Annotated in this window: 18 protein-coding genes; 9 read left to right on the top strand and 9 right to left on the bottom strand. The window is 63.2% G+C overall.

Going from position 1 to position 25,702, the window contains the following annotated elements; translation table 11 throughout:
• Positions 1–58 precede the first annotated feature (58 nt).
• The 5 genes from BM416_RS11570 to hflK (BM416_RS11550) form a co-directional block, all read right to left on the bottom strand.
• On the bottom strand, positions 59–310 hold the full coding sequence (locus BM416_RS11570) for a BufA2 family periplasmic bufferin-type metallophore (protein ID WP_027608195.1): 252 nt from the start codon (positions 308–310) through the stop codon (positions 59–61).
• A 116-nt stretch (positions 311–426) separates the two neighbouring features.
• Positions 427–2,313, bottom strand: a complete 1,887-nt coding sequence (locus BM416_RS11565; protein WP_092488149.1) for a cation-translocating P-type ATPase — start codon at positions 2,311–2,313, stop codon at positions 427–429.
• The gene (gene hflK / locus BM416_RS11560; protein ID WP_092488148.1) at positions 2,310–3,344 is read right to left on the bottom strand and encodes a protease modulator HflK; all 1,035 of its coding nucleotides are present in this window, start codon (positions 3,342–3,344) and stop codon (positions 2,310–2,312) included. The genes BM416_RS11565 and hflK (BM416_RS11560) overlap by 4 nt, the downstream gene beginning before the upstream one ends.
• Positions 3,341–4,327 (bottom strand): protease modulator HflC, encoded by a 987-nt coding sequence (gene hflC, locus BM416_RS11555; protein WP_027608192.1) that lies wholly within the window; start codon positions 4,325–4,327, stop codon positions 3,341–3,343. Before hflC ends, hflK (BM416_RS11560) begins: the two co-directional genes overlap by 4 nt.
• Before the next feature lie 12 nt (positions 4,328–4,339).
• A complete protein-coding gene (gene hflK / locus BM416_RS11550; RefSeq protein ID WP_092488147.1) occupies positions 4,340–6,244 on the bottom strand; it encodes a protease modulator HflK in 1,905 nt (634 codons plus the stop codon).
• 318 nt (positions 6,245–6,562) lie between these two features.
• Between hflK (BM416_RS11550) and BM416_RS11545 the strand changes: the two genes are divergently transcribed.
• The 9 genes from BM416_RS11545 (at position 6,563) to pbpC (ending at position 21,280) form a co-directional block, all read left to right on the top strand.
• Positions 6,563–7,186, top strand: coding sequence for a CDP-alcohol phosphatidyltransferase family protein (locus tag BM416_RS11545; RefSeq protein WP_092488146.1), 624 nt, complete (start codon positions 6,563–6,565; stop codon positions 7,184–7,186).
• 10 nt (positions 7,187–7,196) lie between these two features.
• Positions 7,197–8,951 (top strand): bifunctional alpha/beta hydrolase/class I SAM-dependent methyltransferase, encoded by a 1,755-nt coding sequence (locus tag BM416_RS11540; protein WP_092488145.1) that lies wholly within the window; start codon positions 7,197–7,199, stop codon positions 8,949–8,951.
• Positions 8,952–8,953: 2 nt separating this feature from the next.
• Complete coding sequence (locus BM416_RS11535) at positions 8,954–10,252, top strand: phosphatase PAP2/dual specificity phosphatase family protein (RefSeq protein ID WP_092488144.1); 1,299 nt, start codon at positions 8,954–8,956, stop codon at positions 10,250–10,252.
• Positions 10,242–10,685 carry a hypothetical protein gene (locus BM416_RS11530; RefSeq protein WP_092488143.1) on the top strand — a complete coding sequence of 148 codons (444 nt, stop codon included), beginning with the start codon at positions 10,242–10,244 and terminating at the stop codon, positions 10,683–10,685. The genes BM416_RS11535 and BM416_RS11530 overlap by 11 nt, the downstream gene beginning before the upstream one ends.
• Before the next feature lie 9 nt (positions 10,686–10,694).
• Positions 10,695–11,315 (top strand): lysophospholipid acyltransferase family protein, encoded by a 621-nt coding sequence (locus BM416_RS11525; RefSeq protein WP_027608186.1) that lies wholly within the window; start codon positions 10,695–10,697, stop codon positions 11,313–11,315.
• 1 nt (position 11,316) lies between these two features.
• Positions 11,317–12,249 (top strand): phosphatidate cytidylyltransferase, encoded by a 933-nt coding sequence (locus BM416_RS11520; protein ID WP_032885177.1) that lies wholly within the window; start codon positions 11,317–11,319, stop codon positions 12,247–12,249.
• A 653-nt stretch (positions 12,250–12,902) separates the two neighbouring features.
• Positions 12,903–13,103, top strand: a complete 201-nt coding sequence (locus BM416_RS11515; RefSeq protein ID WP_065937920.1) for a DUF3077 domain-containing protein — start codon at positions 12,903–12,905, stop codon at positions 13,101–13,103.
• Between the two features lie 94 nt (positions 13,104–13,197).
• Complete coding sequence (locus tag BM416_RS11510; protein ID WP_092488142.1) at positions 13,198–19,002, top strand: alpha-2-macroglobulin; 5,805 nt, start codon at positions 13,198–13,200, stop codon at positions 19,000–19,002.
• A complete protein-coding gene (gene pbpC, locus BM416_RS11505; protein WP_092488141.1) occupies positions 18,983–21,280 on the top strand; it encodes a penicillin-binding protein 1C in 2,298 nt (765 codons plus the stop codon). Before BM416_RS11510 ends, pbpC begins: the two co-directional genes overlap by 20 nt.
• 22 nt (positions 21,281–21,302) lie before the next feature.
• On the opposite strand, the gene BM416_RS11500 is transcribed toward pbpC, so the two are convergent.
• The 4 genes from BM416_RS11500 to BM416_RS11485 all read right to left on the bottom strand — a co-directional run bounded on the left by BM416_RS11500 (position 21,303) and on the right by BM416_RS11485 (position 25,670).
• Complete coding sequence (locus tag BM416_RS11500; RefSeq protein WP_256577495.1) at positions 21,303–22,505, bottom strand: Fic family protein; 1,203 nt, start codon at positions 22,503–22,505, stop codon at positions 21,303–21,305.
• Positions 22,506–22,636: 131 nt separating this feature from the next.
• Entirely contained in the window at positions 22,637–22,999 is a 363-nt protein-coding gene (locus BM416_RS11495; RefSeq protein ID WP_092488140.1) for an avidin-fold protein, read from the bottom strand.
• A 60-nt stretch (positions 23,000–23,059) separates the two neighbouring features.
• Positions 23,060–24,892 (bottom strand): glutamine--fructose-6-phosphate transaminase (isomerizing), encoded by a 1,833-nt coding sequence (gene glmS, locus BM416_RS11490; protein ID WP_027608179.1) that lies wholly within the window; start codon positions 24,890–24,892, stop codon positions 23,060–23,062.
• Positions 24,893–24,902: 10 nt separating this feature from the next.
• Positions 24,903–25,670, bottom strand: coding sequence for a DeoR/GlpR family DNA-binding transcription regulator (locus BM416_RS11485; protein ID WP_027608178.1), 768 nt, complete (start codon positions 25,668–25,670; stop codon positions 24,903–24,905).
• Between the last annotated feature and the right edge of the window lie 32 nt (positions 25,671–25,702).

The following is a 25,702-nucleotide window of genomic DNA, read 5'->3' as shown; positions in this document are numbered from 1 at the left end:
CCTGGGCAAAGTGTCCGCAGCGGTGGGGGCTGCCGCTGCGGTTGCACTCGTTTGCCGGTTATTCGCCGACTTTGCCGCCCGCTGCGTCACAGGCGGCCTTGGTCATGGCCTTGAAGCCGTGGCCCTTGCACACCGCCTGGCCTTTGCAGGCGTTTTCAGCGGTTTTGCAGTCGTTCATGCCTTTGCAGGACGTCACGCCGTAGCAATGCACTTGCGCATCGGCGGCTTGTACCTGGGTCGCAACACCAGCAAACATGGTGGCGGCGGCCATCGCCAGGGCAGCACCAGCAGCAGCGGATTTAATCTTCATTCTCGTATTCCTCATGATCGGTAGTGACGTCGGTCTGAACGGAGTGCCCAGTCTCGACACAGCACTAGAGTGAGGCCCCTTATCGGCGTTACAGCCGTGTGCAAATATTTCTGAAATTAATCCTCAAGCTTCGACAGCGGCTCCTGAAACCGCAGCAAACGCCCGGCATTGCCCAGTACCAGCAAGGTGCTGAGGTTATGCAGCACCGCCGCAATCATCGCCCCCGCAGCACCCAACCAGCCAAAGGTGGCAAACACCACGATGGCCAAGGTCCAGCCCAGGCCGATGACTACGTTGACCTGCAACGTACGCCGGCACTGGCGACTCAAGCGCACACAGGTGCCCAGGCGCCGCAGGTCGCTGCCGATCAACACCACATCCGCCGAGGCCAGCGCAATGTCCGCCCCACCCGCGCCCATGGCCACCCCAACCACGCCAGCCTTGAGCGCCAGGGAATCGTTGATCCCATCACCGACCACCATGGGCCGGAAGCCGCTGCCGATTTCCCCCAGCACGCGGTTGAGCTTGTCTTCCGGCAACGCCTGGGCTTCGACATCGCTGATGCCCACGTCCAGCGCCAGGCTGTCGGCCACGCTTTGACGGTCGCCAGTGAGCAGCAGTTGGCGACCCAGGCCCAAATCCCGCAACTCTTGCAGGGCCTGGCGCGCCTCCGGCTTGACGCTGTCGGCCAGCAGCAGCCAGGCCAGGAACTGCCCGTTCAGGGCCAGCCCGGCAATCGGGCCGTCGTGGTCCGGCACGGCGGTGCTGACAATACCCAATTGCTCGAACAACTCCGGTCGCCCCAACGCCGCTTCGCCCTGCTCGGTCTGTGCCACAACGCCAAAGCCCTGGCGCTCGCGAATATCCGTGAGCGCCAGCATTTGTGCCTGAGTCGCCAACCCCGCCAACGCACGGCTGACCGGGTGGCTACTGGCTGAACCGAGGCTGGCCGCCAGGTTGAGCAGCGCCTGGCGGTCGGTCGACGAGGTCTCGATGGACTGCAAACGCAGGGTGCCAAAAGTCAGGGTGCCGGTCTTGTCCACCACCAGCGAGGTCAGGTCCGCCAACTCTTCGAGGAACGCCGAGCTGCGAATCAGGATCCCATGCCGGGCCGCCACGGCGATCCCGGCAATCGCCGTCGCCGGTGCCGACAGCACCAGGGCGCAGGGGCACGCCGCCACCAGCACCGCGAGCATCGCCTGGGCGTCATGGGTCACAAACCAGGTCACTGCCGCCAGCAGCAACACCAGCACCATATAGCTGCCCGCGTAACGCTCCAGCAGCCGCGTGATCGGCGGCTTGGAACGTTCGGCGTTCTGCATCAGCGCGATGACTTTGCCCAGGGTCGACTCATTGCCGGTACGCGTCACTTGCAGGCGCAACAGGCCATCGAGGTTGATCGTCCCGCCAAACACCTGCACACCCACACTGGCTTCCAACGGTACCGACTCGCCGGTGATCGGCGCCGTGTCCAGGCTCGCCTGGCCCGACAGCACCACGCCATCGGCGGGCACCCGATCACCGGCACGCACCTCGACGATATCGCCGGTGCTCAGCGTGCCGTTATCCACTTCGATGATGCTGCCGTCGGCCTGCACCCGCCGCGCATGGCTGCGGGTCAGTTTACCCAGGGCATGAATCGCCTCCTGGGAGCCGATCACGCTGCGCTCTTCCAATACGTGGCCGAAGATCATGATGATCGGCAGCAGCGCGGCGGTCAGCAGATCGCCGGTGGCCCAGGCGCCGAGCATCGCCAGGGCGATCAGTTGGTCGGTAATGCCATGCAGGCTGGGAAAACGCAGGCTGTACCAGGCCGAGCGCATCACCGGCACCGCCACCAGCAACGAGGCGACACCGAGCAGCAACTGGCTGACGCCCGTCTGGTCCGGCGCCAGCCAGCGCCATACCAGGCCCAGCGTCAGCAAGCCCAGGGCGAGCATGGCCAGGGTCAATTGCCGGGCAGCGCTGCGCTGTTCGGCGGAGGTCAGCATGGGTGCGCTCATTGTTCGGCTCCCTGGATGATCAAGCGGGAGTCGTCTTCAGGATCGACCGTGGTCACCGAACCGGCCTGGCCGAGAATCTTCGGCATACGCTCGCGGTACAGGCGCAACAGCAAGCCCGGGTCTTTGACCTGGGCCAGGCTGGCGACCGTGGCGGTTTGCGCCTGGGCATTGGCCAGGCGTTCACTGGCCTGGGCGTGGGCGACCTGCACCAGGCGGTCGGCCTGCTGGTTGGCGGTCTGGGTGAGTTTTTCCGCTTCGGTCCGGGCGTTTGCCACGGCTTTATCGGCTTGTTGACTGGCGGTGAGTACGGCGTTGAATGCGTTCACCGCCGGGCCCGGCAGGCTCGATTGCACATCGACCCGCGTCACCTCGATGCCCAACCCCAGACCGGTGGCGGCCAATTCGGCCAGGCGCTTGTTGATGCCTTGCACCAAGTCACCCCGCAGCCGCTCGCGACGCTCGGCGGCGCCATTGTCGGTGCCGATCAATTCGGGGCGCGCCACCAGGATCGTGTCCAGATCGCGCGCCGCCGTCAGGGCCACGGCGCTGCGGGTTACCAGGCGATCCAGGGCAGGCAGCACATGCGCGCCCTGCAACACAAAGGCGTAGGGCTCGGTGACCTTGTAGAACACTCGCACATCCAGCTGTACCACTCCGGCATCGCCGGTCAGCAGGTAGCCGGAGCCGGCCAGGGCATCGCTCACGGGCGTGGCGAAACTGGCCACACGATCAGCCTGCACCGCCGCATCGGAACGCAACAGGTTCTCCACCCGACGCTCGATCACCCGGTCGGCCGCCGGCAGCAGCACCACCTGCTCGACCGGCTGCGGCCAGGCCAGCAGCAGCCCGGCATTCTGGATGCGGTCGAGGGCGCCGAAGTGCAGCACCACCGCACGGTTCTGCGGGTCGATCTGCCGCACATTGGAAAACGCCCACGCCAACGCCGCCAACACGGTCACCGCGTACAACGCCAGGAACGTCAGGCGCCCGGCCTGGATCCAGGGGCTGTCCGGGCTGTCACGCTCGGTCATGGCTGAACGTCCTTGGGCCCGTCCACCAACGCGCGAAAGGGCGCGGCGTCGGTGCGCAGGATGATCTTGGTGCCGGGGGTCACGACCGTGCCCAAGGTGTCCAGGGAGCGCAGCAGGTTATACAGCTGCGGATTGCCGGCATAGGCACGCCCATAAATCTGCGCAGCCTCGACCCGTGACTGGGCTTCGATGTCGGCGGCTTTCACCGTGGCATCGGCCTGCACGATGCGCGCGTCACGCTCAGCCGCGGAACGAATCTGCGCGGCCTCGCGCTTGCCCACGGCCGTGCGTTCGGTGGCGATGGTTTCACGCTCGGCACGCATGCGGTCGACGGTGGCGGTGAGCGTGACCGACGGCAACGTCAGGCGCTCGATCCCCACCTGCGCCACGCGCACGCCATAGGTGGTGAGCAATTGTTGATCTATCTGCTGGCGCAGCTGCGCCTCGAAATCGGCGATGCGCACCTGGCTGGCGTCAGTGTTGATCAAGCTCGACAGGTCAAAGCTGGCCGCCGTGGTTTCCAGCGCCGAGCCGACGAAGGTGCGGATCTGCCGCGCCGCCTCATCCGGCTGGTTCTGCACGGCGCGCATAAAGCGCTGCACATTGTCGGCATCGCCCTGCACCTGCCACGCCACATAGGCCTGCACGATAATCCGCAGGCCGTCGCGCGTACCCACATCCTGCAAGCCGCTGGAGGTGGTGCGCAGGCGCAAGTCCACTGGGATCGCCGCTTCGAACGGCGCCGGCCAGCGCCAGCCCAGGCCCGGTTCCAGCAACACCCGCGACGGGTTGCCGAAGCGGGTAATCACCGTGGCCTCGCCTGAGCGCACCTGCACCAGGCTCGCCGCCGCCACCGCAAATAGCACCAGCAACACTGCCCAGGCCATGCGACGCCAGGGGAAAGGACCCGCCGCCTGTTCATCACCGTGATGAGGGTGATGGTGGCCGTGGTGGTGACCATGATCGTGAGAATGAGCGCTCAACAGACAGACTCCTTATTGAACGGCTTTACGCGGCAGCGAAGGGTCGGCCGGCAAAGTAAAAGAACGCAGATCAATCGTCGGCGCGCCATCGGCGCCCAGGCGGTGATCCAGAATAAGCAGCTTGGCGTGGGCCAGGCCCAGGCTGAGTTGGCCCAGGTACTGTTCCAGCACAAAGGCCCGACCGGCCGCGGCGTAGGCCTTTTGTTCGGCGGTAAAGCGCAGGTCGGCCGCTTGGGCACCGGCATTCACTTCGCGGGCGGTGGCCAAGGCCTGGTCGCGGGCGGTGCTGGCTTGCAGCAAGGCCTGGTTGGTGTGTTCGCTGGCGGCGCCGCGCTCGCGGGAGATCAGGGCCTGGGCGCCGATCTGCGCAGCTTGCACACCGTGGTAGGCATTGGCGGCGCCGGCCGGTGGGTGGATGGCTTCCACAACGGTGGCGAGGATTTCCACGCCGCTGTCGAGTTTCTGCAAATCCGCCTGCACGGCGCGGCCGATTTCGTCGGCCAGGCGGGTGCGTTGTTCGCCGAGCAATTCGTCGAGGGTACGCGAGGCAAAATCGTGCACCAGGATGCGGCTGGCGGTGCTGCGGATCAGGGTCGGCACATCCGCGCTGTTATAGGTGGCGGCGAGCGCGGCCTGGTCGGTGAGGCCGATGCGGTAAACGAAGCGTACATCCATGTTGACGATCTGGAAGCTCTGTTTATCGCCGCTGCTGCTGGCGATCACCTGGGATTTGTCATTCACATGGCTGGCGTCCCACAACCGATTGGCTACCAGCGGTGCCGGGCCTTCGGCAGGCACCAGCTCCGGTGCGGCGGCCTCGCTGACGCTGGTGGCCAACTCATGCACCACGCCGTTCTCCACGTTGATCACGCGGCCCAGGGGCCAGGGCAAGCCGGTATGCAGGCCCGGGCCGAACACCTCGACGGGCTTGCCAAAGCGCTCATAAATCCCACGGCCTTGCAGGGGCACTTCATGCACGCCGGTCAGCGCCCAGCCGACCGCCAGCACCACCAGCAACACCGGCAAAAACGCCCGGCGCATGTAGGTAAACGCCCAGATCTGGCGCAGGTCGATGCCGAAGCGGTTGTGTAATTCGTGCTGCAACGCCAGCAGCGGTTGTGGCGGCCAGCGCAGCAACCCGGCGATGAAGCTTTGCGCCATTAGGCGTGGTTCAAGGCGCGGCTGGCGCGGGCTGAACAGCGACAGCAGGCCTCTTAATAGAAACTCCAGCGCCACCAGCGCCGGCAGCAGCCCGACCAGCACCGCCAGGCGCAACGGCCAGACCGACTCGGCCCCGGAAAACAGCAGGCAAATGGCACTGACCACCAGGCAGGTAATCGCCACCCGGCTCAACTGCGCCAGTTGCGCGGCTTCCGGCCACTGGGCCGTGGTTTCCTGAGCCAGGCGCCGTTCGAACACCAACAAGCCAAACGCCAGGGCCAAGGCCAACGCAGCCCCCACGCTGGCCGCTTGGCCGACAGGCGCCGAGGGCAAGGCCAGGTTCCAGAATTCGATGATGCTGACCAGCGCCAGCAGCGACCAGCCGCCCAGCCACAAGACCGGGGCGCCGATCTGCCGGCCAAAGCGTTCCACAAGGCGCGCGTAGCGACCCGTTTCTTCAACGGGCAATTCGGCCGCCGGCGCCTCCAGCGCCTGGGCCCGCCAATCGGCCACCCACCACGCCGACTGCAGCCCTGCCACCAGCACCAGCAGGGCCGATGCGCAGTTGATCAACACCACCGGCCAGATCGACAACGGTGCAAACAGCGCGACAAACAACGCCAGCACCCAACCGACTACGGCCAGTACTGTCAGGCTGATACCGGCTTGCCGCAATCGGCGGGCATGGAACAGCCCTTGCTGAAAACGCGGCAGGCCTTCCACCGAAGCGCCGTCCGCCTCTAGATCCACTTGCATCCACTCACGCCTGCTTGTACACAATTCGTTACGATATAACACGCGGCGTGAAATTTTTGTTCGTTAAACAGTGTTTTTGAACATGGCAAAAATATCCTGTGGAAGGGGGCTTGCTCCCGATGGCGATGGGTCAGCCGGCACATGCATCAACCGGTAGACCGCTATCGGGGGCAGGCCCCCTCCCACATTTGTCCTTCAGTGCTTTCCAGATCGTGACTAAACCCCCATAAACACGCGCCATCACTGGTATAGGCCATGAATAATCGGCACACTCCAGGCAGTTTTTCGCGGGCTCTCGGACAAGGAAGCGTCACCCCCATGATTTCGATCTATCAGCTCAAACCGCGGTTTCAGAACCTGCTGCGTCCCCTCGTGCAGCGCCTCTATGACAATGGCACCACGGCCAACCAGATCACCGTGCTGGCCGGGGTCATTTCCCTGCTGGTCGGCCTGTTGATCGCCATCTTCGCCCAGCACCTGTGGCTGTTTGCGCTGATCCCGCTGTGGATGATCCTGCGTATGGCCCTCAACGCCATCGACGGCATGCTCGCCCGGGAGTTCGGCCAGCAGTCGCGCCTGGGTGCCTACCTCAATGAATTGTGCGACGTGATTGCCGACAGTGCGTTGATCCTGCCCTTCGCGCTGATCCCCGGCGTGAGCCTGGTGCCGGTGCTGCTGGTGGCGCTGCTGGCGGTGTTCAGTGAATACGCTGGCGTGCTGGGGCCGATGGTCGGTGCGTCACGGCGTTATGACGGGCCGATGGGCAAGAGTGACCGCGCGTTTGTCCTCGGCGTGCTGGCCACGGGTGTGGCGCTGGGCTGGCTCGGCGCCGGCTGGGTCGACACGGTGATGTGGCTGGTCGCCGCCCTGCTCGCCTACACCCTGGTCAACCGGGTGCGCCAGGGCTTGAAAGAAGAACAACCTATCTCCCCTTCTGCATAAGGATTTTGCAATGCGCGAACAGCAAGAGCACACCTTCAGTACCCATGACGGCGTCGAGCTTTTCTACCGTCATTGGCCGGCCAGCGCGCCGGCGGACGGCGAGCCGCGCAAGGCGATCCTGCTGTTTCACCGTGGCCATGAGCACTCGGGGCGTATCGCGCACCTGGTGGATGAACTGGACCTGCCGCAGTTCGATTTCTTCGCCTGGGACGCCCGTGGCCACGGCCAATCGCCTGGCGAACGCGGCGACAGCCCGAGCTTCGCCACCAGCGCCCGCGACGTGCAGACCTTCCGCGACCATATCGGTGCCACCTATGGCATCGAGGAAGAACAGTGTGCCGTGATCGCCCAAAGTGTCGGCGCGGTGATCGCAGCCACCTGGGTGCATGACTACGCGCCGAAAATCCGCGCCCTGGTGCTCGCGTCCCCGGCGTTCAAGGTCAAGCTGTACGTGCCCTTTGCCCGGCCGGGCCTGGCACTCATGCGCAGGTTTCGCGGCAACTTCTTCGTCAACAGCTACGTCAAGGCCAAGTTCCTCAGCCATGACCCGGAGCGCGTGGCGTCCTACGACAGCGACCCGTTGATCACCAAGGCCATCTCGGTGAACGTGCTGCTGGGCCTGTACGAAGCCGCCGACCGGGTTGTCGCCGATGCCCAGGCGATCCAGGTGCCGACCCAACTGCTGGTCTCGGGCGCCGACTTTGTGGTGCACCGCAAACCCCAGCAGCAATTTTTCGAACGCCTTGGCAGCCTGAAAAAAGAACTGCATATCCTCCCCGGTTTTTTCCACGACACCCTCGGCGAGCGTGACCGCGCGGTGGCCGTGAGCAGCGCCAGGCGCTTTATCCTGCAGAACTTCGCACACCCCCTGGACCGTGCGTCCCTGCTGGACGCCGACAAACTGGGCGCCACCTGCGCCGAATCCGAATCCCTCGCAGCGCCCTTGCCGCGCAATTCCCTGCGCGACCTGTACTGGCGCCTGACCCGCGCCAGCATGGGCCTGGGCAAGAACCTGTCGGACGGCGTCAAGCTGGGCTTCGACACCGGCTTCGACTCCGGCAGCACCCTGGACTACGTGTACCGCAACACGCCCACCGGCAAAGGCGGGCTGGGCCGCATGATCGACACCAACTACCTCAACTCCATCGGCTGGCGTGGTATTCGCCAGCGCAAGCTGAACGTCGAGGAACTGCTGCGCCTGGCCATGGCCAAGCTGCGCGCAGAAGACCGCGAAGTGCGCATCGTCGACATCGCTGCCGGTCATGGGCGCTACATTCTTGAAGCCTTGCAGGGCGTGTCGCCGCTGCCGGAATCGATCCTGCTGCGCGACTACAGCGACATCAACGTGCGCGACGGTGGCGCGCTGATTCGTGAGAAGGGCCTGGGAGACATCGCGCAGTTCGTCAAAGGCGATGCGTTTGACCGCTTGGATTTGGCGGCACTGCAACCCAAGCCGACGCTGGCGGTGGTGTCCGGGCTGTATGAATTGTTTGCCGATAACGCCATGGTCGGTGGTTCGTTGGCCGGCCTGGCTGAAGCCGTGGAGCCCGGCGGTTACCTGGTCTACACCGGCCAGCCATGGCACCCGCAACTGGAACTGATCGCCCGCGCACTGACCAGCCATCGCCAGGGCCAGGCCTGGGTGATGCGCCGTCGCAGCCAGGCGGAAATGGACCAGTTGGTAGAAGCCGCGGGCTTTCGCAAGATCACCCAGCGTGTGGATGAGTGGGGCATCTTTACCGTGTCCCTGGCCCAGAAGATCTGACCATGCGCGAACCCGGTCTATTGAAACCAGCGGTGCTGTGGCTGCTGCTGTTGGCGCCGCTGTTTTTCAGCACCTACGGCTTCGCCACCTGGGTCACCAGCCAGCGCAGCGATGTCGGCACCCTGGTGTTCGGCTGGGAAACCCATATGCCGTTCTGGGCCTGGACCATCGTGCCCTATTGGTCCATCGACCTGCTCTACGGTTTCTCCCTGCTGCTGCCCAACAGCCGCCATGAGCTGAAGCAACACGCGCTGCGCCTGCTCAGCGCGCAGGTCATCGCCGTGAGTTGCTTCCTGATCTGGCCGCTGCGCTTCACCTTCGAGCGGCCGGAACTGGATGGTGTGTTCGGCTGGCTGTTTGCCGTGCTGGCGGGTTTCGACAAACCGTTCAACCAGGCGCCCTCGCTGCATATCGCGCTGCTGGTGATCCTGTGGGTCATGTATCAGCGCCACACCCAAGGGTTATGGCGCTGGCTGGTGCATGGCTGGTTCGCCTTGATCGGTATTTCGGTGCTGACCACTTATCAACATCACTTTATCGACTTACCCACAGGCGCCCTCGCCGGCTGGCTATGCGTGTGGCTGTGGCCGGTTGAACACCCAAGCCCATTGCTGAATGCACGGCTTACCCGGGACTCGAAGCGCTGGCGCTTAGGTCTGCGCTACGGCCTGGGGGCGTTGGCACTGGCAGTTCTCGCGTTTTCCCTGGGCGGCGCCTGGTTATGGCTGCTCTGGCCGGCGGTGTCCCTGTGCTTGATCAACGTGAATTACCTGGTGCTCGGCGCGTCGGGCTTTCAGAAACGCACCGATGGCCGGCTCACACCCGCGGTGCGCTGGCTGTATGCACCTTACCTGGCCGGGGCGTGGATAAATTCGCGCCTGTGGACACGCAAACATCCACAGCCAGACCTGATTGTGGATAACGTCTGGTTGGGGCGGATTCCCAGTGCGAAAGAGCAGGGTCCATTCAGCGCCATCGTCGACCTCTGTGCCGAATTGCCGATTAATCCACAGGGCCGCGCGTATCAAAGCATCCCGGTGCTGGACCTGATCGCCCCGACACCCGCCGACTGCCAGCAAGCCGCCGAGGCCATCGAGCGCCTGCGTGCAAGCGGCCCGGTGCTGGTGTGCTGCGCCCTCGGCTACTCGCGCAGTGCCACCGCCGTCGCCGCCTGGCTGCTGCACAGTGGGCGCGCCGCCACGGTGGACCAGGCGCTGGCTATTATTCGTACAGCGCGGGCCCATGTGGTCCTGCACCCTGCTCATCGTCAAGCATTGGAGGGTTTGCCCCATGCCCGCTGATATGGAACTCCAGGTGGTCGCCAGCCTGCTGCGCCGTGGCCGTTCGCTGGATCAGTTATCCACAGGCCTGACCGTGGCCGGGGTGTTATTCGGCCTGGCCCAGTTACTGATGGCGAGTGTTTCAACCATCTGCCTGCTGCTCAGCCTGTGGATGATTATCCTCGGGCTGCTGCAAAAGTACTGGGCGCTGCGGGTGGCCTTTGACGCCGACCTGTTCGCCCTGCTGGCCCGCGACATCGAGCGCACGGCGGACCTCGATCAAGCCCTGCAGACCCTTGGCCTGCAATCGCCCAAGCGGGGCGGCCGGCCCTGGACCGAGCGCCGTCGCGGCGCCCTCAAATTGCTGCGCAAACAAGCCTGGCTGCTGGGCGCGCAAGCGCTGCTGACCCTCGCCGTGATCCTCGCCAGCCCCTGGCTGCCTTTCGCCGCATAAGGAACCCCCATGTTCGAACCCGTGGTCGCCACGCTGATTACCTCCATGGCCCGCACCGTCACCGGCGCCCGCAGCCTGTGGCTGGGTTGCGCGCCAGTGCCGGTGCAGCGTATCTATTTCGCCAACCACAGCAGCCACGGCGACTTCGTACTGCTGTGGGCCTCGCTGCCGCAGAACCTGCGCAAATTCACGCGCCCGGTGGCCGGCAGCGATTACTGGAACAAAAGCGCCCTGCGCCGCTACATTATCAACCGCGTGTTCAATGGCGTGCTGATCGACCGCGAGCGCAAGGACCCTGTGGATAACCCCCTGCAGCCCATGCTCGCCGCGCTGGAAGGCGGCGACTCGCTGATCATCTTTCCCGAAGGCACACGCAATCTGGAGGACGGCTTGCTGCCGTTCAAAAGCGGCATCTACCATCTGGCCAAAAGTTACCCACAGGCCGAGTTGATCCCGGTGTGGATCGCCAACCTCAACCGGGTCATGCCCAAGGGCCGCGTGTTGCCGCTGCCTTTGCTGTGCACCACCAGCTTCGGCGCCCCCTTGCAATTGGAAGAAGGCGAAGACAAAGCCGCGTTCCTTGCCCGAACCCGCGACGCCCTGCTCGCCCTCGCCCCGGAGCACTCCTGAGATGGATAGCCAAACCCTGATGTTATTCGGCGGCATCGGCGCGATCCTGGTGCTCGCTTCGCTGATCGGCCTGATCCTCAAACTGCGCACCCGTGGCACCCCCAATGCGGTGATCGACAACCTCAACGCCCGCATCAACGCCTGGTGGGTGATGGTGGTGGTCATCGGTATCGCCTTCTGGCTCGGCACCGGTGCGGTGATCCTGCTGTTCTACGCGGTGTCGTTCTACGCCCTGCGCGAATTCCTGACCCTCACGCCGACCCGGCGCAGCGACTACCCGGCCCTGGTGGCAGCGTTCTACCTGGCATTGCCGTTGCAATACCTGCTGATCTACTCGGACTGGTACGGGCTGTTCTCGATCTTTATCCCGGTGTACGTGTTCCTGCTGCTGCCGATCCTGGCCTCCCTGGGCGGCGACACCACGCACTTCCTCGAACGTGCCTCCAAGGTGCAATGGGGGCTGATGATCGCGGTGTTCTGCGTGTCGTTCGTGCCCGCCCTGCTGACCCTCGACATCCCCGGCTACGAAGGCCGCAACCTGCTGCTGATCGCGTACCTGGTGATCGTGGTGCAACTCTCGGACGTGCTGCAGTACGTGTGCGGCAAGCTGTTCGGCAAACACAAGATCGCGCCCAACCTGTCGCCGTCGAAAACCGTGGAAGGCTTTGTCGGCGGGATTCTGTTGTCCTCCCTGATCGGTGCGGCGCTGTGGTGGACCACGCCGTTCAACCCGTGGCAGTCGTTCCTGATCGCACTGCTGATCAACCTGCTCGGCTTCGCCGGCGGCATCGTGATGTCGGCGATCAAGCGCGACCGGGGGGTGAAGGACTGGGGGCATATGATCGAAGGGCACGGCGGGATGCTGGATCGTTTGGATTCGGTGTGCTTCGCCGCGCCCATCTTCTTCCACCTCGTACGTTACTGGTGGACCTGACCCTCCCCTCTCAAGCCCAATGAAGATCAAACTGTGGGAGGGGGCTTGCCCCAATGCCGATCAGTTAAGAGATAGAACGGGCAAACAGTAACCTGTGGCGAGCGGGCTTGCCCCGCGTTGGGCTGCGCAGCAGCCCCAATAAGAGCGCTGCAGTGTGCCAGGCAGGTCCGGGGCTGTGTTTTGGGGCTGCTGCGCAGCCCAACGCGGGGCAAGCCCGCTCACCACAGTTACAGTGTTCCTCCTTAACTGACTGGCATTAGGGCAAGCCCCCTCCCACATTGGTTTCTGGTGTTTTCGAGGCTTAAGCAAAGTCTGAAAGCGCTGCTCCTACCTCTCGCTTCTCTTTATTTCGCAGGACATTTCCGAGAGAATCCCAGCCGCTTGTGCCCTGCCTTTTCGGTGGCTAGTCTGCGTTCGTCACTGCCAATTCAGTGACCGGGTTTAGTCGCTCGGGAAAGATTTACATTGGGCGCACAAGCGCCATCTCAAGCATGGCGTTTTTTTCTGCCAACGCTTTATGGTGGCTGTGCGCAGGGCACCTTCGGGTGCGCCGGGTTCCCAATGTTCCGGTCGACTAACCTGCGTACAGCTGCCACCCCATCGTTTAGTCGCGACTCGTGGCAGCTCCAATTCCCTACATTGGAGTTACCGCAATGAGCAAAGTAAAACCCGGTCCGCCCCATCCCTTTTTCATCCCCCACCCCGAAATCAGCTTCGAAGACGCACTGGTCTACGCCTCAGACCTGCTCCACTGTGCCGAACAGTTGCGCGACTCGCCCAAAGCCGCCGGACACCTCATGGAAATGGCCAAAGTGATGGTCGACCGCTCGCTGGAATGCATGGGGCCCCGCTGACTCGGTAAACATCCCCGCCGTGCGGCGTATCGGTGTCATCTTTTGTATCAAAGACGCGTGTAAGATACGCCGCACTTAGCCAGGGATGCTCACCATGTTCGATTCGCTCAAAGCCATCAGCCGTCGTGTTGTCGGTGTGTTTTTGACTGTGGTGGGGGCCGTTTTCGGCCAATGGCATCCGCCGCTGTGGCTGCGCGCCATCGGCCGTGGCCTGGCGAACATGGGCAACAAAGCCCGCGCTTATCCGCGCCAGGCGGGTGCCGGCATATTGGGCCTGGTGCTGTTGGCGGCCGCTGGCTTCTATGGCTGGCACTGGTACTCCAACCTGCCGCAGCCCCACACCGTGGGCTATTCGCTGCACAAACCCAACCTGACTGACTACACCCAGCAACCGCCGGTTGTGGATAACTTGCAAGTGCGTTTTGCCGAATCGGTGGCCCCGCTGGCCGCCATTGGCAAGCCGGTCACCGAAGGCATCACCCTCAAACCTGGCGTGGCCGGTACCTGGCGTTGGTCCGATGACCGCACGCTGCTGTTCGTGCCGGAGAAAGACTGGCCTATCGAAGCGGGTTACACCCTTGATCTGGCCAGGAAAGGTTTGCTGGCCGATGGCGTACTGCTCAGCCAGTACAGCAGCCAGTTCTCCACCCAGCCGTTCCGCGCCACCCTGACACACAACGAGTTGTATCAAGACCCGTCGAACCCGACGCTGAAACAACTGGTGGCGACCTTCCATTTTTCCCACCCGGTCGATGAAGACAGCCTGCGCAAGCGCGTTTCGGTCACCCTCGGCAAAGGCCTGGCCTACCGCGACGCCCAGTTGCCCAACCGCCCGGACATCAGCTTCGACGAGACCAGGCTGAACGCCTACGTACGCTCCGCCGCCCTGGCCACACCGCTGGAAAGCACGCCGGTCAGCGCCAAGCTGGATGAAGGCATCAAGGCCCGCGACGGCGGCAACGCCAGCACCGCGCCGCTGGTGGCGGAAGTCACCGTGCCCGGCCGCTATCGCCTGACCTTTACCGGCGCCGAAGTGAGCTTTGTGGATAACGAGCGCGGCGAGCCTGAGCCGGTGCTGATGTTCAGCAGCTCCAGTGCCGTGGCCGATGAGACCATTGCCGGTAAGGTCCAGGCCTGGCTGTTGCCGGAAAAGGCCCAGGACGACACCCGTCCCTATAACAGCAACGACATCGACGATGCCCTGCTGGCCCGCAGTACCAAAGTCACGCTGACCCACGTGCCCAGCGTCGAACCACTGAATACCCTGCATGCCTTCAAGTTCAAGGCCCCGGCCGGCCGTGCGCTGTATGTGCGCGTGCCCGCCAACCTGGAAGCCATCGGTGGCTACCTGGCGAAAAACCCGACAGCCTCGCTGATCAGCATGCCGGCTTATCCGCGCACCTTGCAGTTCCTCTCCGACGGCGCGTTGCTCAGCCTCAATGGCGAAAAACGCCTGGGTTTCATGGCCCGTGGTGTACCTGGCGCCCATGTGGAAATCGCGCGCTTGCTGCCCAACCAATTGCAGCACCTGGTGGACCAGAGCAGCGGCAGCTTTGCCCGGCCCAATTTCGGCAACGAGTATTTCGACCGCATGGTTGAACGCCAGTCCCTGGATATTGCGCTGTCGTCCTCGGACCCGGCGAAAACCGTGTATGACAACGTCGATCTGAGCCACTACCTCACCGCCAACGGAGGCCGTCGCGGCATTTTCGTGCTCAAGCTCAGCCCTCAGGATGAGCCGGCGGAGCGCACGTTCGACTATTCGCGCAGCACCACCTCTGACCTGCGCTTTATCGTGGTCACCGACCTCGGCATCATCGCCAAGCGCTCCAGCGATGGCAGCCATGACGTGTATGTGCAATCCATCGGCAACGGTTCGCCGGTGTCCGACGCCCAGGTCGACATCATTGGCCGCAACGGTCTGCCCGTGAGCAGCGGCCACACCGACGGCGAAGGCCACGTGCATTTCGCCAAGCTGGATGAACTGCGCCGTGAGAAAACGCCGCTGATGTATGTGGTCACCCGCGGCAATGACCAGTCGTTCCTGCCGATCGCCCGTCAGTCCCAGCAGCTGGATTTGTCGCGCTTCGACGTAGGCGGTTTGGAAGAAGACGGTGCGATTGATCGCCTCAGCGCCTACCTGTTCACCGACCGTGGCCTCTACCGCCCTGGCGAGACCGCGCACCTGGGCATGATCGTGCGCAGCGGCAACTGGAAAGGTGCCCTGCAAGGCCTGCCCGTGGAGCTGCAGATCACCGACCCGCGCGGCCTTGAAGTGATTCGCCAGCCGCTGAAGCTGTCCGCCAGCGGTTTTGAAACCTTTGATTTCCCCAGCAGCGAAGTCGCCCCCGCCGGTGACTACACCGCGACCTTGCAGTTGATTGGCCAGAAACAGACCCGCACCGACCTCGGCAGTGTCAGCTTCAAGGTCCGCGATTTCGAACCGGACCGCATGAAGGTCAGCCTGAGCCTGCACGACACCCCGGTACAGGGCTGGATTCCACCGGACCAGGTGGTGGCCAAGGTCACCGCGATGCACCTGTTCGGCGCCCCGGCGGCCGGCCGTCGCGTCACCGCGAAGATGTCCCTGAGCCCGACGCTCGCGGCATTCGAGCGTTACCCCGACTACCGTTTCCGCCTCAACGATTCCCTGGAAGAGGCCAGCACCGAAGACCTGGCCGAAACCACCGTCGACGACAACGGCCAGGCCGTACTCGACCTCAACCTGCAACGCTTCGCCAACAGCACCTATCGCTTGCAAGTGATGACCCAGGTGTTCGAGGCCGAAGGGGGCCGTAACGTGGCGGCGCAAAGTGCATTGCTGGTGTCGTCCGCGCCCTACCTTGTGGGTGTGAAAAGTCAGGACTCGCTGTCGTACGTCGCCAAGGATGCCCCGCGCCAGGTGCAATGGCTGGCCGTCGCGCCAGACCTCACCCCGTTGGCGGTGGACGGCCTGACCAGCGAAGTGGTCGAGCACCGCTACGTGTCGGTACTGGTGAAACAGTCCAACGGCACCTACAAGTACGAGTCGCGCATCAAGAACATCAGCCAGCCGGCCTCGCCGCTGGTGATGACCAAGGACGGCGCCAGGCAGGCCCTGAACACCGCCATCCCAGGGGATTTCACCCTGCAAGTGAAGGACGTCAACGGCAACCTGCTCAACCAGATCGACTACAGCGTGGCCGGACGCGGGAATACCTCGCGCTCCCTGGAACGCAACGCCGAGCTGCAACTGCGCCTGGATAAACGCAGCTACGCCACCGGCGATGAGATCGCGATCAGCATCCGCGCGCCTTACACCGGTGCGGGGCTGATCACCATCGAGCGGGACAAGGTCTACACCCAGCAGTGGTTCAAGGCCGACAGTACCAACAGCGTGCAACATATCCGCGTGCCTGCAGGGCTTGAGGGCAATGCCTACGTCAACGTGCAGTTTGTGCGCGACATCGGCTCGTCCGAGGTCTACATGAGCCCGCTGTCCTACGGGGTGGTGCCGTTCAGCATCAACCTGGATGCGCGGCGCATGGCGCTGAAGGTCGAGGGCCCGACGAAAATCGAGCCGGGGCAGACGCTGGACATCAAGGTCAACGCCGACCGCCCGGGCCGCGCGGTGGTGTATGCAGTGGACGAAGGCATCCTGCAGGTAGCCCGCTACCAGACGCCGGACCCGCTGGGCTTCTTCTTCCAGAAACGTGCGCTGGAAGTCGGCACCAGTCAGATCCTTGACCTGATCCTGCCGGAATTCAGCCGCCTGCTCAGTGGGGCGGCGCCCGGTGGCGATACGGAAGGCGCCCTGGCCAACCACCTCAACCCGTTCAAGCGTAAACACCAGCCGCCAGTGGCCTGGTGGTCCGGGCTGGTGGACTTGCCCGCCGGTGAAACCGTGCTGCATTACCAGGTGCCGGACAGCTTCAACGGCAAGCTGCACCTGTTCGCGGTGGCTGTGGACGCCGACAGCGTGGGCGTCAGCGAGGCCAATACCGAGGTCCGTGGCCCGATCGTCATCACGCCGAACGTGCCAGCCTTCGTGGCGCCGGGTGATGTGTTCAACGTCAGCGCCGGGGTATTCAGCAACCTCGAGGCGGCGGCGAACGTGAAGTTTGAAGTGCAGACCAGCGCCGGCCTGGTGGTGCAGGGCGACAAAGCCAGCACCTTGTCCCTGCAACCGCGCAAGGAGGGCACCGCCGAGTTCAAGATCAAGGTCGGCGAAACCCTCGGTTCGGCGGATTTGCGCTTTGTCGCCGTGTTGCCGGATGGCAAGCGGATCCAGGTGGCGGAAACCACTTCGATTCGCCCTCTGAGCGAGCATCGCGTGGCCCTCAGCCTGGGTCGTTTCGACAGCGCCAGCAAAGAGCTCAAGCCCACCCGTGAACTGTTCAGCCAGTTGCGTGACGTGCAACTGGGTGTGGCCGCCTCGCCGCTGGTATGGGCCAACGGTCTCAAGCATTACCTGGATGACTACGGTTATGCCTGCACCGAACAACTGGTGTCCAAGGCGATGCCGGCGTTGATCTGGGGCGGTACCGCACCCGAGGCAGAACAGGCCTTCAGCAGCGCGGTGCGCATGTTGCGCCAGCGCCAGAACCAGGCCGGCGGCTTTGGTTTGTGGGCCGCCAACCCGGATGTGGCGCCCTACGCCAGCCTGTACGCCACCGATTTCCTGATCGAAGCCAAGGAGCGCGGGCTACCGGTGCCGGAAGACCTGCTGGTGCGCGCCAACAGCTATCTGACGGACCTGGCCAACGGCCCGAGCGAAGGCCTGTCTGAATTGCGCAACCGTGCCTACGCCAGTTACCTGTTGAGTCGTCAGGGGATTCTGGTGAGCGGCGCCTTGAGCGATATCCGCGAGCGTTACGAGAGCTACTTCAAGGACAGCTGGCAGAACGACCTGGGCGCCGCCTACCTGGCGGCCAGCTACAAACTGCTCAAGCAGGATCGCCAGGCCGACACCTTGTTCCGCAAGATCCCTTGGCGTTCGCTTGTGGATAAGTGGGACAGCGACGGCCTGTATTACGACCCGCTGGTCCACGATGCCGAGCACCTGCATCTGCTCGCTCGCCATTTCCCCGAGTTGCTGGACGATGTTCCTACCGCCCTGCTGGATAAACTCGGCAAGCGCCTCAACGAACAGCGCTACAACTCGCTGTCGGCGGCGCTGTTACTGCGTGCCTTGGACAACTACGGCCAGCGCGCGCAAAGCGATATGACCCTCAAGGCCACTGCCTGGTTGGGCGACAAGCAGCAACAACTGCTGGAAATGGCCGGCCAGCCACCGCGCGCGGCGGTACCGGGCGCCACGCAAAAACTGCTGATGGAAAAATCCGACGGCCCGGCGGCGTTCTACATGCTCAGCGAAGCCGGTTTCGACAAGGGTGCCAAGCTCAAGCCGATCAACAACGGGCTGGAGATCATCCACGAATACCTCGACCTCAAAGGCGACCCGGTGAGCACAGTGGCGGTGGGCGATGAGTTCCTGGTGCGCTTGCGCCTGCGTGCCACCGACCGTGACCAGGTGCAGCAAGTGGCCGTGGTCGACCTGCTGCCCGGTGGCGTCGAGCCTGTGTATAACTTGCCGCCGGAGCCGGAAGCCGCCAGCAGCGAGGACAGTGAAGGCGAAGCGTCGGAATACGTAGAAGAAAACGAACAAGAAGCCGATGCCTGGCAAGCGCCCATCGGCGAAACCGAGCTGAGCAACTGGCAGCCGGACTATGTGGATGTGCGTGATGATCGGGTGGTGTTGTACGGCACGGCACTGCGCGACGTAGGCACCTTCGTCTATCGCGTGCGCGCCACCAACGCCGGCACGTTCAATACACCACCGGCCTACGCCGAAGGCATGTACGAAACCACCCTGCAAGGGCGCGGCAAAGTAGGCCAGCTTGAAATTACCAAGCCTTAAACGCCTGGCGCCGCTGCTGGCAGCGGCGCTGGTGCTGGCGGGGCTGCGGCTGTGGCCCCACGCTCCGCTGGAACAGGCTGTGACGTCGTCACGGGTGGTGCTGGCCGATGACGGTTCGCTGCTGCGCATGACCCTGGCGGATGACGGCCAATACCGTTTATGGCTGCCACTGGAGCGCATCTCGCCGTCACTGGTGGAGACCTTGCTGCTCAAGGAAGACCGCAATTTCTATTGGCACCCGGGGATCAATCCCCCGGCGTTGCTGCGCGCGGCCCTGGCCACCTACAGCGGCGGCCAACGCCAGGGCGGCTCGACCTTGAGCATGCAACTGGCACGGCGCCTGTGGGATCTCAACACCCGCCAGGTACCCGGCAAATTGCAGCAGATGGCGTTGGCCTTGTGGCTGGAAGCGCGCTACAGCAAGCACGACATCCTCGAGGCATACCTGAACCTGGCGCCCATGGGCGGCAATATCGAAGGCGCCGAAGCGGCCAGTCGCATCTACTTCGGCAAGGCAGCGGCGCAGTTGTCGTTGTCCGAAGCCTTGGCGCTGGCGGTGATTCCCCAGCAGCCGGGGCGGCGCGCGCGCTTCGGGCCGTCGCTGCAAAACGCGCGACTGCGCTTGATGAATGACTGGCGCGAAACGTATCCACAAGACCCGCGTAACGCCAGTTTGCTCGAGCTGCCCCTGGAAGCCCGCAACCGCCAGCAGATCCCGTTTCTGGCGCCGCATCTGAGCGAGCAGCTGTTGGCCTCCCAGCCCGGCAACGAACTCAACAGCACCCTCAACCTGCCCCTGCAGCAACTGCTAGAACGCCTGATCAGCGGCTTTATCGCCGAGCGGCGCAGCACCGGTGTGGAAAATGCCACGGCCATCCTGATCGACAGCCGCGACCAAAGCGTCAAGTCGCTGGTGGGCTCGGCAGACTACTTATCCACAGGCATCCACGGCCAGGTCAACGGCGTGTTGTCACGCCGCTCGCCGGGGTCGACCCTCAAGCCGTTTCTCTACGGGCTGGCGCTGGATCAAGGGGTGATCCACCCCATGAGTATCCTCAAGGATTTGCCCAGTAACTTCGGCTACTTCCAGCCGGAAAATTTCGACGGCAGTTTTGTCGGGCCTCTGACCGCACGGGATGCGTTGATCCGTAGCCGGAATATCCCGGCGGTGTGGCTGGCCAGCCAGGTGAAGTCGCCGTCGTTGTATGGGTTGCTGCAACGCGCCGGGATCAAGGGCCTGCGCGGTGAAAGCCATTACGGCCTGGCCCTGGCCCTCGGTGGCGGTGAGATGACACCCGAGGAACTGGCGCGGCTGTACGTGATGCTGGCGGGCGACGGCCATCTGCGGCCGTTGCGCTATCTGCAGGAGCAGCCCCAGGCCACCGGCCCGCAGCTCCTCACCCCGCAGGCGGCCTTTATGGTGCGTGACATGCTGCGCCGTAACCCGCGACCGGATGGCCTGCCCGCGCGGCACTGGCGCACCGCCTGGAAAACCGGCACGTCCTGGGGGTTCCATGATGCGTGGAGCGCGGGCCTGGTCGGCCCCTACGTGCTGGTGGTGTGGGTGGGCAACTTCGATGGTCGCCCCAACCCGGCGTTTATCGGTGCCAAGACCGCCGCGCCGCTGTTCTTCCGTATCGCCGACGCCCTGCCCCTGGCCTTGCCCAACGTCGTGATCAAGGCCGACAAACCACCCGCCGGCCTGGTGCGCATCGACGTCTGCGCCGCCTCGGGCGAGTTGCCCAACCGCTGGTGCCCGCAAACCCGCAAGACCTGGTACATCCCCGGTATCTCGCCGATTCGCGTGTCCAACCTGCACCGCCCGGTACTGATCGACACCCGCACCGGCAAGGCCGCGTGCCCGCCGTTCGAAGCGCAATACACCCGCGAGGAAGTCTTCGAATTCTGGCCCAGCGACATCCAACGCCTGTACCGCGCCGCCGGCCTGCCCCGCCGCACGCCACCCAACGTGATGAAAAACTGCCAGCCCAACCGCATCAGCGACCAGAGCGAAGCCCCGCAGATCCGCTCACCGCTGACTCAAGTGAGTTATCAGTTGCGCCTGTCCCAACCCCAGGAAAGCATCCCATTGAACGCGAATGCGGCCAGCGATGCGGCGACGCTGTACTGGTTTGCTGATCAAACCTTGATCGGCCAGGGCCCGCCGCAAGCCACATTGAACTGGCGGCCGGGCAAGTCGGGGGAGTATCGGTTGCGGGTCAGTGATGATCAGGGACGCAGTGCGAGTCGGGGGTTGAGGGTGGAGTTTGTACCGTGATAAGCCGCCTCTGACCCCTGGCTCAGTAAAAGCGCCGATGAAGATCAGGGAATATCATCTGCGCGAACCATACGGGTAGGCCGGGAAAAATCGAGCGTGACTTGGCAGATGGCGCTTCAACCACGCCCAAATCAATTAACTTTTTAAGCTGATCACTTGCTACGCGATCATGCAGCCCAGAAAAGATTTTGAAGTCCGCTCGGGCAATCTCACCTTGAGTTAGCAGGATATGGATGGCCTTGGCCATTTCCGGCTTCACTCCAGCCCCAATGAATCGCTCCTCAAGCCCAATCACTCTCTCAAGCCGCTGACGCAGACTTACCAGGCCCATCGCTTGTTCTACATACTCCATCTGATCAATGCAGACTTGCAGCATGAACTCTACAAATTCGAACAACCCACCTTGAGTCAGCTGACCACGACCGTCGAGATCACCGCGACGCGGCTGATCCGCTGCACGCAAGCGTCCATAGTACTCATCCTGTTTTCGTGCCAGCCCCCGAGAAAGTGACCAAAGTGGGGACGCTAGCCCAAGGCGCATCAACTGCAAGTGCGTAATCATGCGCACGACTCGGCCATTGCCATCTTCAAATGGGTGAATAAACGCAAGACGATGGTGATAAGCAAGAGCGCTGAGAATTCGCGACGTCAGATCAGGTTGCCCCCCATATACCTGTTGAAGGCGGGTGAGCATGGGGGCGACGGATTCCCAGGCAGGCGCTGCATGATCACCCACCAAGACATTGCGTTGTGCACTATCACGCAATTGACCCGGCACCATTAAGCGCCCATCACTCAGCCGCAAGTCGTCGTCGCTGGCACCTGTAAAAAGGCGGCGATGAATGACAGAAATGAATTCAGGCGCAAAGAACACGCTCCAAGGCGCGTCAAATGATTTCGGCCGACGTACTGTTCGCTCCAGTAACGCCTGAACGCCGATGTGACTTTCGGCCAGCTCACGCAGTTGTTTGGAGTCACGCCTGGGTACTCGCGTAGATAACGTAGCAGGCTCGGTGAATTGGCCTTCAATCAGGTTGCTGTAGTAACTATTGGTGATCCGCATCAGGCCGCCGATGCGAATAGCGGTGTTTTCGGGGAGCAAACCCGTGAGTTTTCCGGCACGAAACGATAGCGTCTCTGCCGTACGTAAAATCGACGCAGGGAAACCCGGCGATGGCCAGACAGGTTCCAACCAGTGATTTCCGGACATGAACTTCTGCGTCATTTTCCTCACCATTTTCCGATTTTTTTTCGAATCTTTTTTCCTTTAAGGTCCAATAGTAGCGGGATAAATCCAAATTTTTATACAACTATCTGCTAAACATTTTTCTGATTTTTTTTCTGATTCTTTTTGACCTATACAACCAGCTCCACGTAATTCGACTCCCCACCTCCCGTCGCCCCCGACAACCAACCCCACACGAAACTCAGCGTGGTACGCCCGGCAGCATCGACACCGATGATGCCCCGCGACCAGCCGGCCAGCAGCTCACCTTCCAGCGTCAGGCACTGATACAGCAGCTCGATAGCGTCCGGGCCTGTGACGCGGCCGACCTGCGTACCCAGGCGGATGCGACCGCCTTGGTAGGTACTGGAAATGGCATCTCCCTCAACAAGGTAATGAAACACCGTTCCCGCGCCGGATAGCCCGTGGGTGTTATTGGCGACGGTGAATCGGCGGTTGTGCAAACGCTCGTGGATTTGCGAGGGGGGGTTCATCGAAGGCGCGTCCTTTCGCGGGGACCTGGAGACCCGGGCGGGCCTCCAGGGTGAAGCGGATTACTCCACCGTCACCGACTTCGCCAGGTTGCGCGGCTGGTCAACGTCGGTGCCTTTGAGCACGGCGACGTAGTACGACAGCAGTTGCAGCGGGATGGTGTAGAGGATCGGCGACAGGGTGTCGTGGATGTGCGGCATGTTAATGACGTGGGTGCCTTCGCCGTTGGTCATGCCGGCTTTTTCGTCGGCGAACACGATCAGTTGGCCGCCACGGGCGCGGACTTCCTGCAGGTTGGACTTGAGCTTCTCCAGCAGTTCGTTGTTCGGCGCGACGGTGACCACCGGCATGTCGTCGTCCACCAGGGCCAACGGGCCGTGCTTGAGCTCACCGGCCGGGTAGGCTTCGGCGTGGATGTACGAAATTTCCTTGAGTTTCAGCGAGCCTTCCATCGCCACCGGGTACTGCGCGCCACGGCCGAGGAACAGGGTGTGGTTCTTGTCGGCAAACAACTCGGCGACTTTTTCCACGGTGCTGTCCATGGCCAAGGCTTCGCCCAGGCGGGTCGGCAGGCGGCGCAGTTCTTCCACCAGGGTGGCTTCGACGCCGGCAGCCAAGGTGCCGCGAACCTGGCCCAGGGACAGGGTCAGCAGCAACAGGCCGACCAACTGGGTGGTGAAGGCTTTGGTGGACGCCACGCCGATTTCGCGACCGGCTTGGGTCAGCAGGGTCAGGTCGGACTCACGCACCAGGGAGCTGATGCTGACGTTGCAGATCGCCAGGCTGGCGAGGAAGCCCAGCTCCTTGGCGTTGCGCAGCGCGGCCAGGGTGTCGGCGGTTTCGCCGGACTGGGAGATGGTCACGAACAGCGTGTCGGGCTGCACCACCACCTTGCGGTAGCGGAACTCACTGGCGACTTCGACCTGGCACGGGATGCCGGCCAGTTCTTCCAGCCAGTAACGGGCAACCATGCCGGCGTGGTAGCTGGTGCCGCAGGCCACGATCTGCACATTACGCACTTTGGCGAACAGCTCGGCGGCTTGCGGGCCAAAGGCGTTGACCAGCACTTGCTTGTCGCCAAGGCGGCCTTCCAGGGTGCGCTGCACCACGGCCGGTTGTTCGTGGATTTCCTTGAGCATGAAGTGGCGGAACTCGCCTTTGTCGGCGGCCTCGGCACCGTCGCGGTATTGCACGGCTTCGCGTTCGACGGAATTACCGTTCACGTCCCAGATCGCCACGCTTTCACGGCGAATGTCGGCAATATCGCCCTCCTCCAGGTACATGAAGCGGTCGGTCACCTGGCGCAGGGCCAGTTGGTCGGAGGCGAGGAAGTTCTCGCCCAGGCCCAGGCCGATCACCAGCGGGCTGCCACTGCGGGCGGCAACCACGCGGTCCGGTTGGCTGGCGCTGACCACGGCCAGACCATAGGCGCCGTGCAGTTCCTTGACCGTGGCCTTGAGGGCGGCGGTCAGGTCGCTGTGGTCTTTGAGCTTGTGGTTGAGCAGGTGGGCGATGACTTCGGTGTCGGTGTCCGAGGTGAACACGTAGCCCATGCTCTTGAGTTGTTCGCGCAGCACTTCGTGGTTTTCGATGATGCCGTTGTGCACCACGGCCAAGTCACCGGAGAAGTGCGGGTGGGCGTTGCGCTCGCACGGTGCGCCGTGGGTGGCCCAGCGGGTGTGGGCAATCCCCAGGCGACCTACCAGCGGCTCGCCGGCCAACGCCTGCTCCAACTCGCTGACCTTGCCTGGGCGGCGCATGCGCTCAAGCTTGCCGGCGTTGGTGAAGACGGCCACACCCGCGCTGTCGTAGCCGCGGTATTCCAGGCGCTTGAGGCCTTCGAGCAGGATGGCAGTAACGTTACGTTCGGCGACTGCGCCAACAATTCCACACATGGTGCTTCTCCTAGATGATTGCCGCGCATATCAGCGTAATGCCGCGGGCTTGGATCTGGTCGCGGGCCTCAAGCGGCAGGCGATCATCGGTAATAAGGGTATGGACGCTGCTCCAGGGCAGTTCCAGGTTGGGAATCTTGCGGCCGATCTTGTCGGATTCGACCATCACCACCACTTCACGGGCGACCTCGGCCATCACACGGCTCAGGCCCAGTAATTCGTTGAAGGTGGTGGTGCCACGCTGCAGATCGATGCCGTCGGCGCCGATGAACAGTTGATCAAAGTCGTAGGAACGCAACACCTGCTCGGCGACCTGGCCCTGAAACGAGTCCGAATGCGGGTCCCAGGTGCCACCGGTCATCAACAGCACCGGTTCGTGCTCCAGTTCGCTCAAGGCACTGGCCACGTGCAGGGAGTTGGTCATGACCACCAGGCCGGGCTGGTGGCCCAGTTCCGGGATCATGGCGGCGGTGGTGCTGCCGCTGTCGATGATGATGCGGGCGTGTTCACGCAAACGCATCACCGCAGCACGGGCGATCGCACGTTTGTAGGCCGAGACCGGTTGGGCGGGGTCGCCCACCAGTTCCTGAGGCATGGTGATCGCGCCACCGTAGCGACGCAGCAACAGGCCGTTACTTTCGAGCGCGGCCAAGTCCTTGCGGATCGTGACTTCCGAGGTTTCGAAACGCTTGGCCAATTCGTCCACGCTGACTTCGCCCTGTTCGTTGAGCAAGGTCAGGATGTTGTGGCGTCGTTGGGGTGTATTTCGTTTCGACATGGTGATTATAAGTTTCGTTTCGAAAGATAACG

Source organism: Pseudomonas sp. NFACC42-2 (assembly GCF_900116055.1).
GTDB lineage: Bacteria > Pseudomonadota > Gammaproteobacteria > Pseudomonadales > Pseudomonadaceae > Aquipseudomonas > Aquipseudomonas marginalis.
The sequence above is the reverse complement of the archived record's forward strand: the minus strand, read 5'-3'. Positions and strand labels throughout refer to the sequence as shown.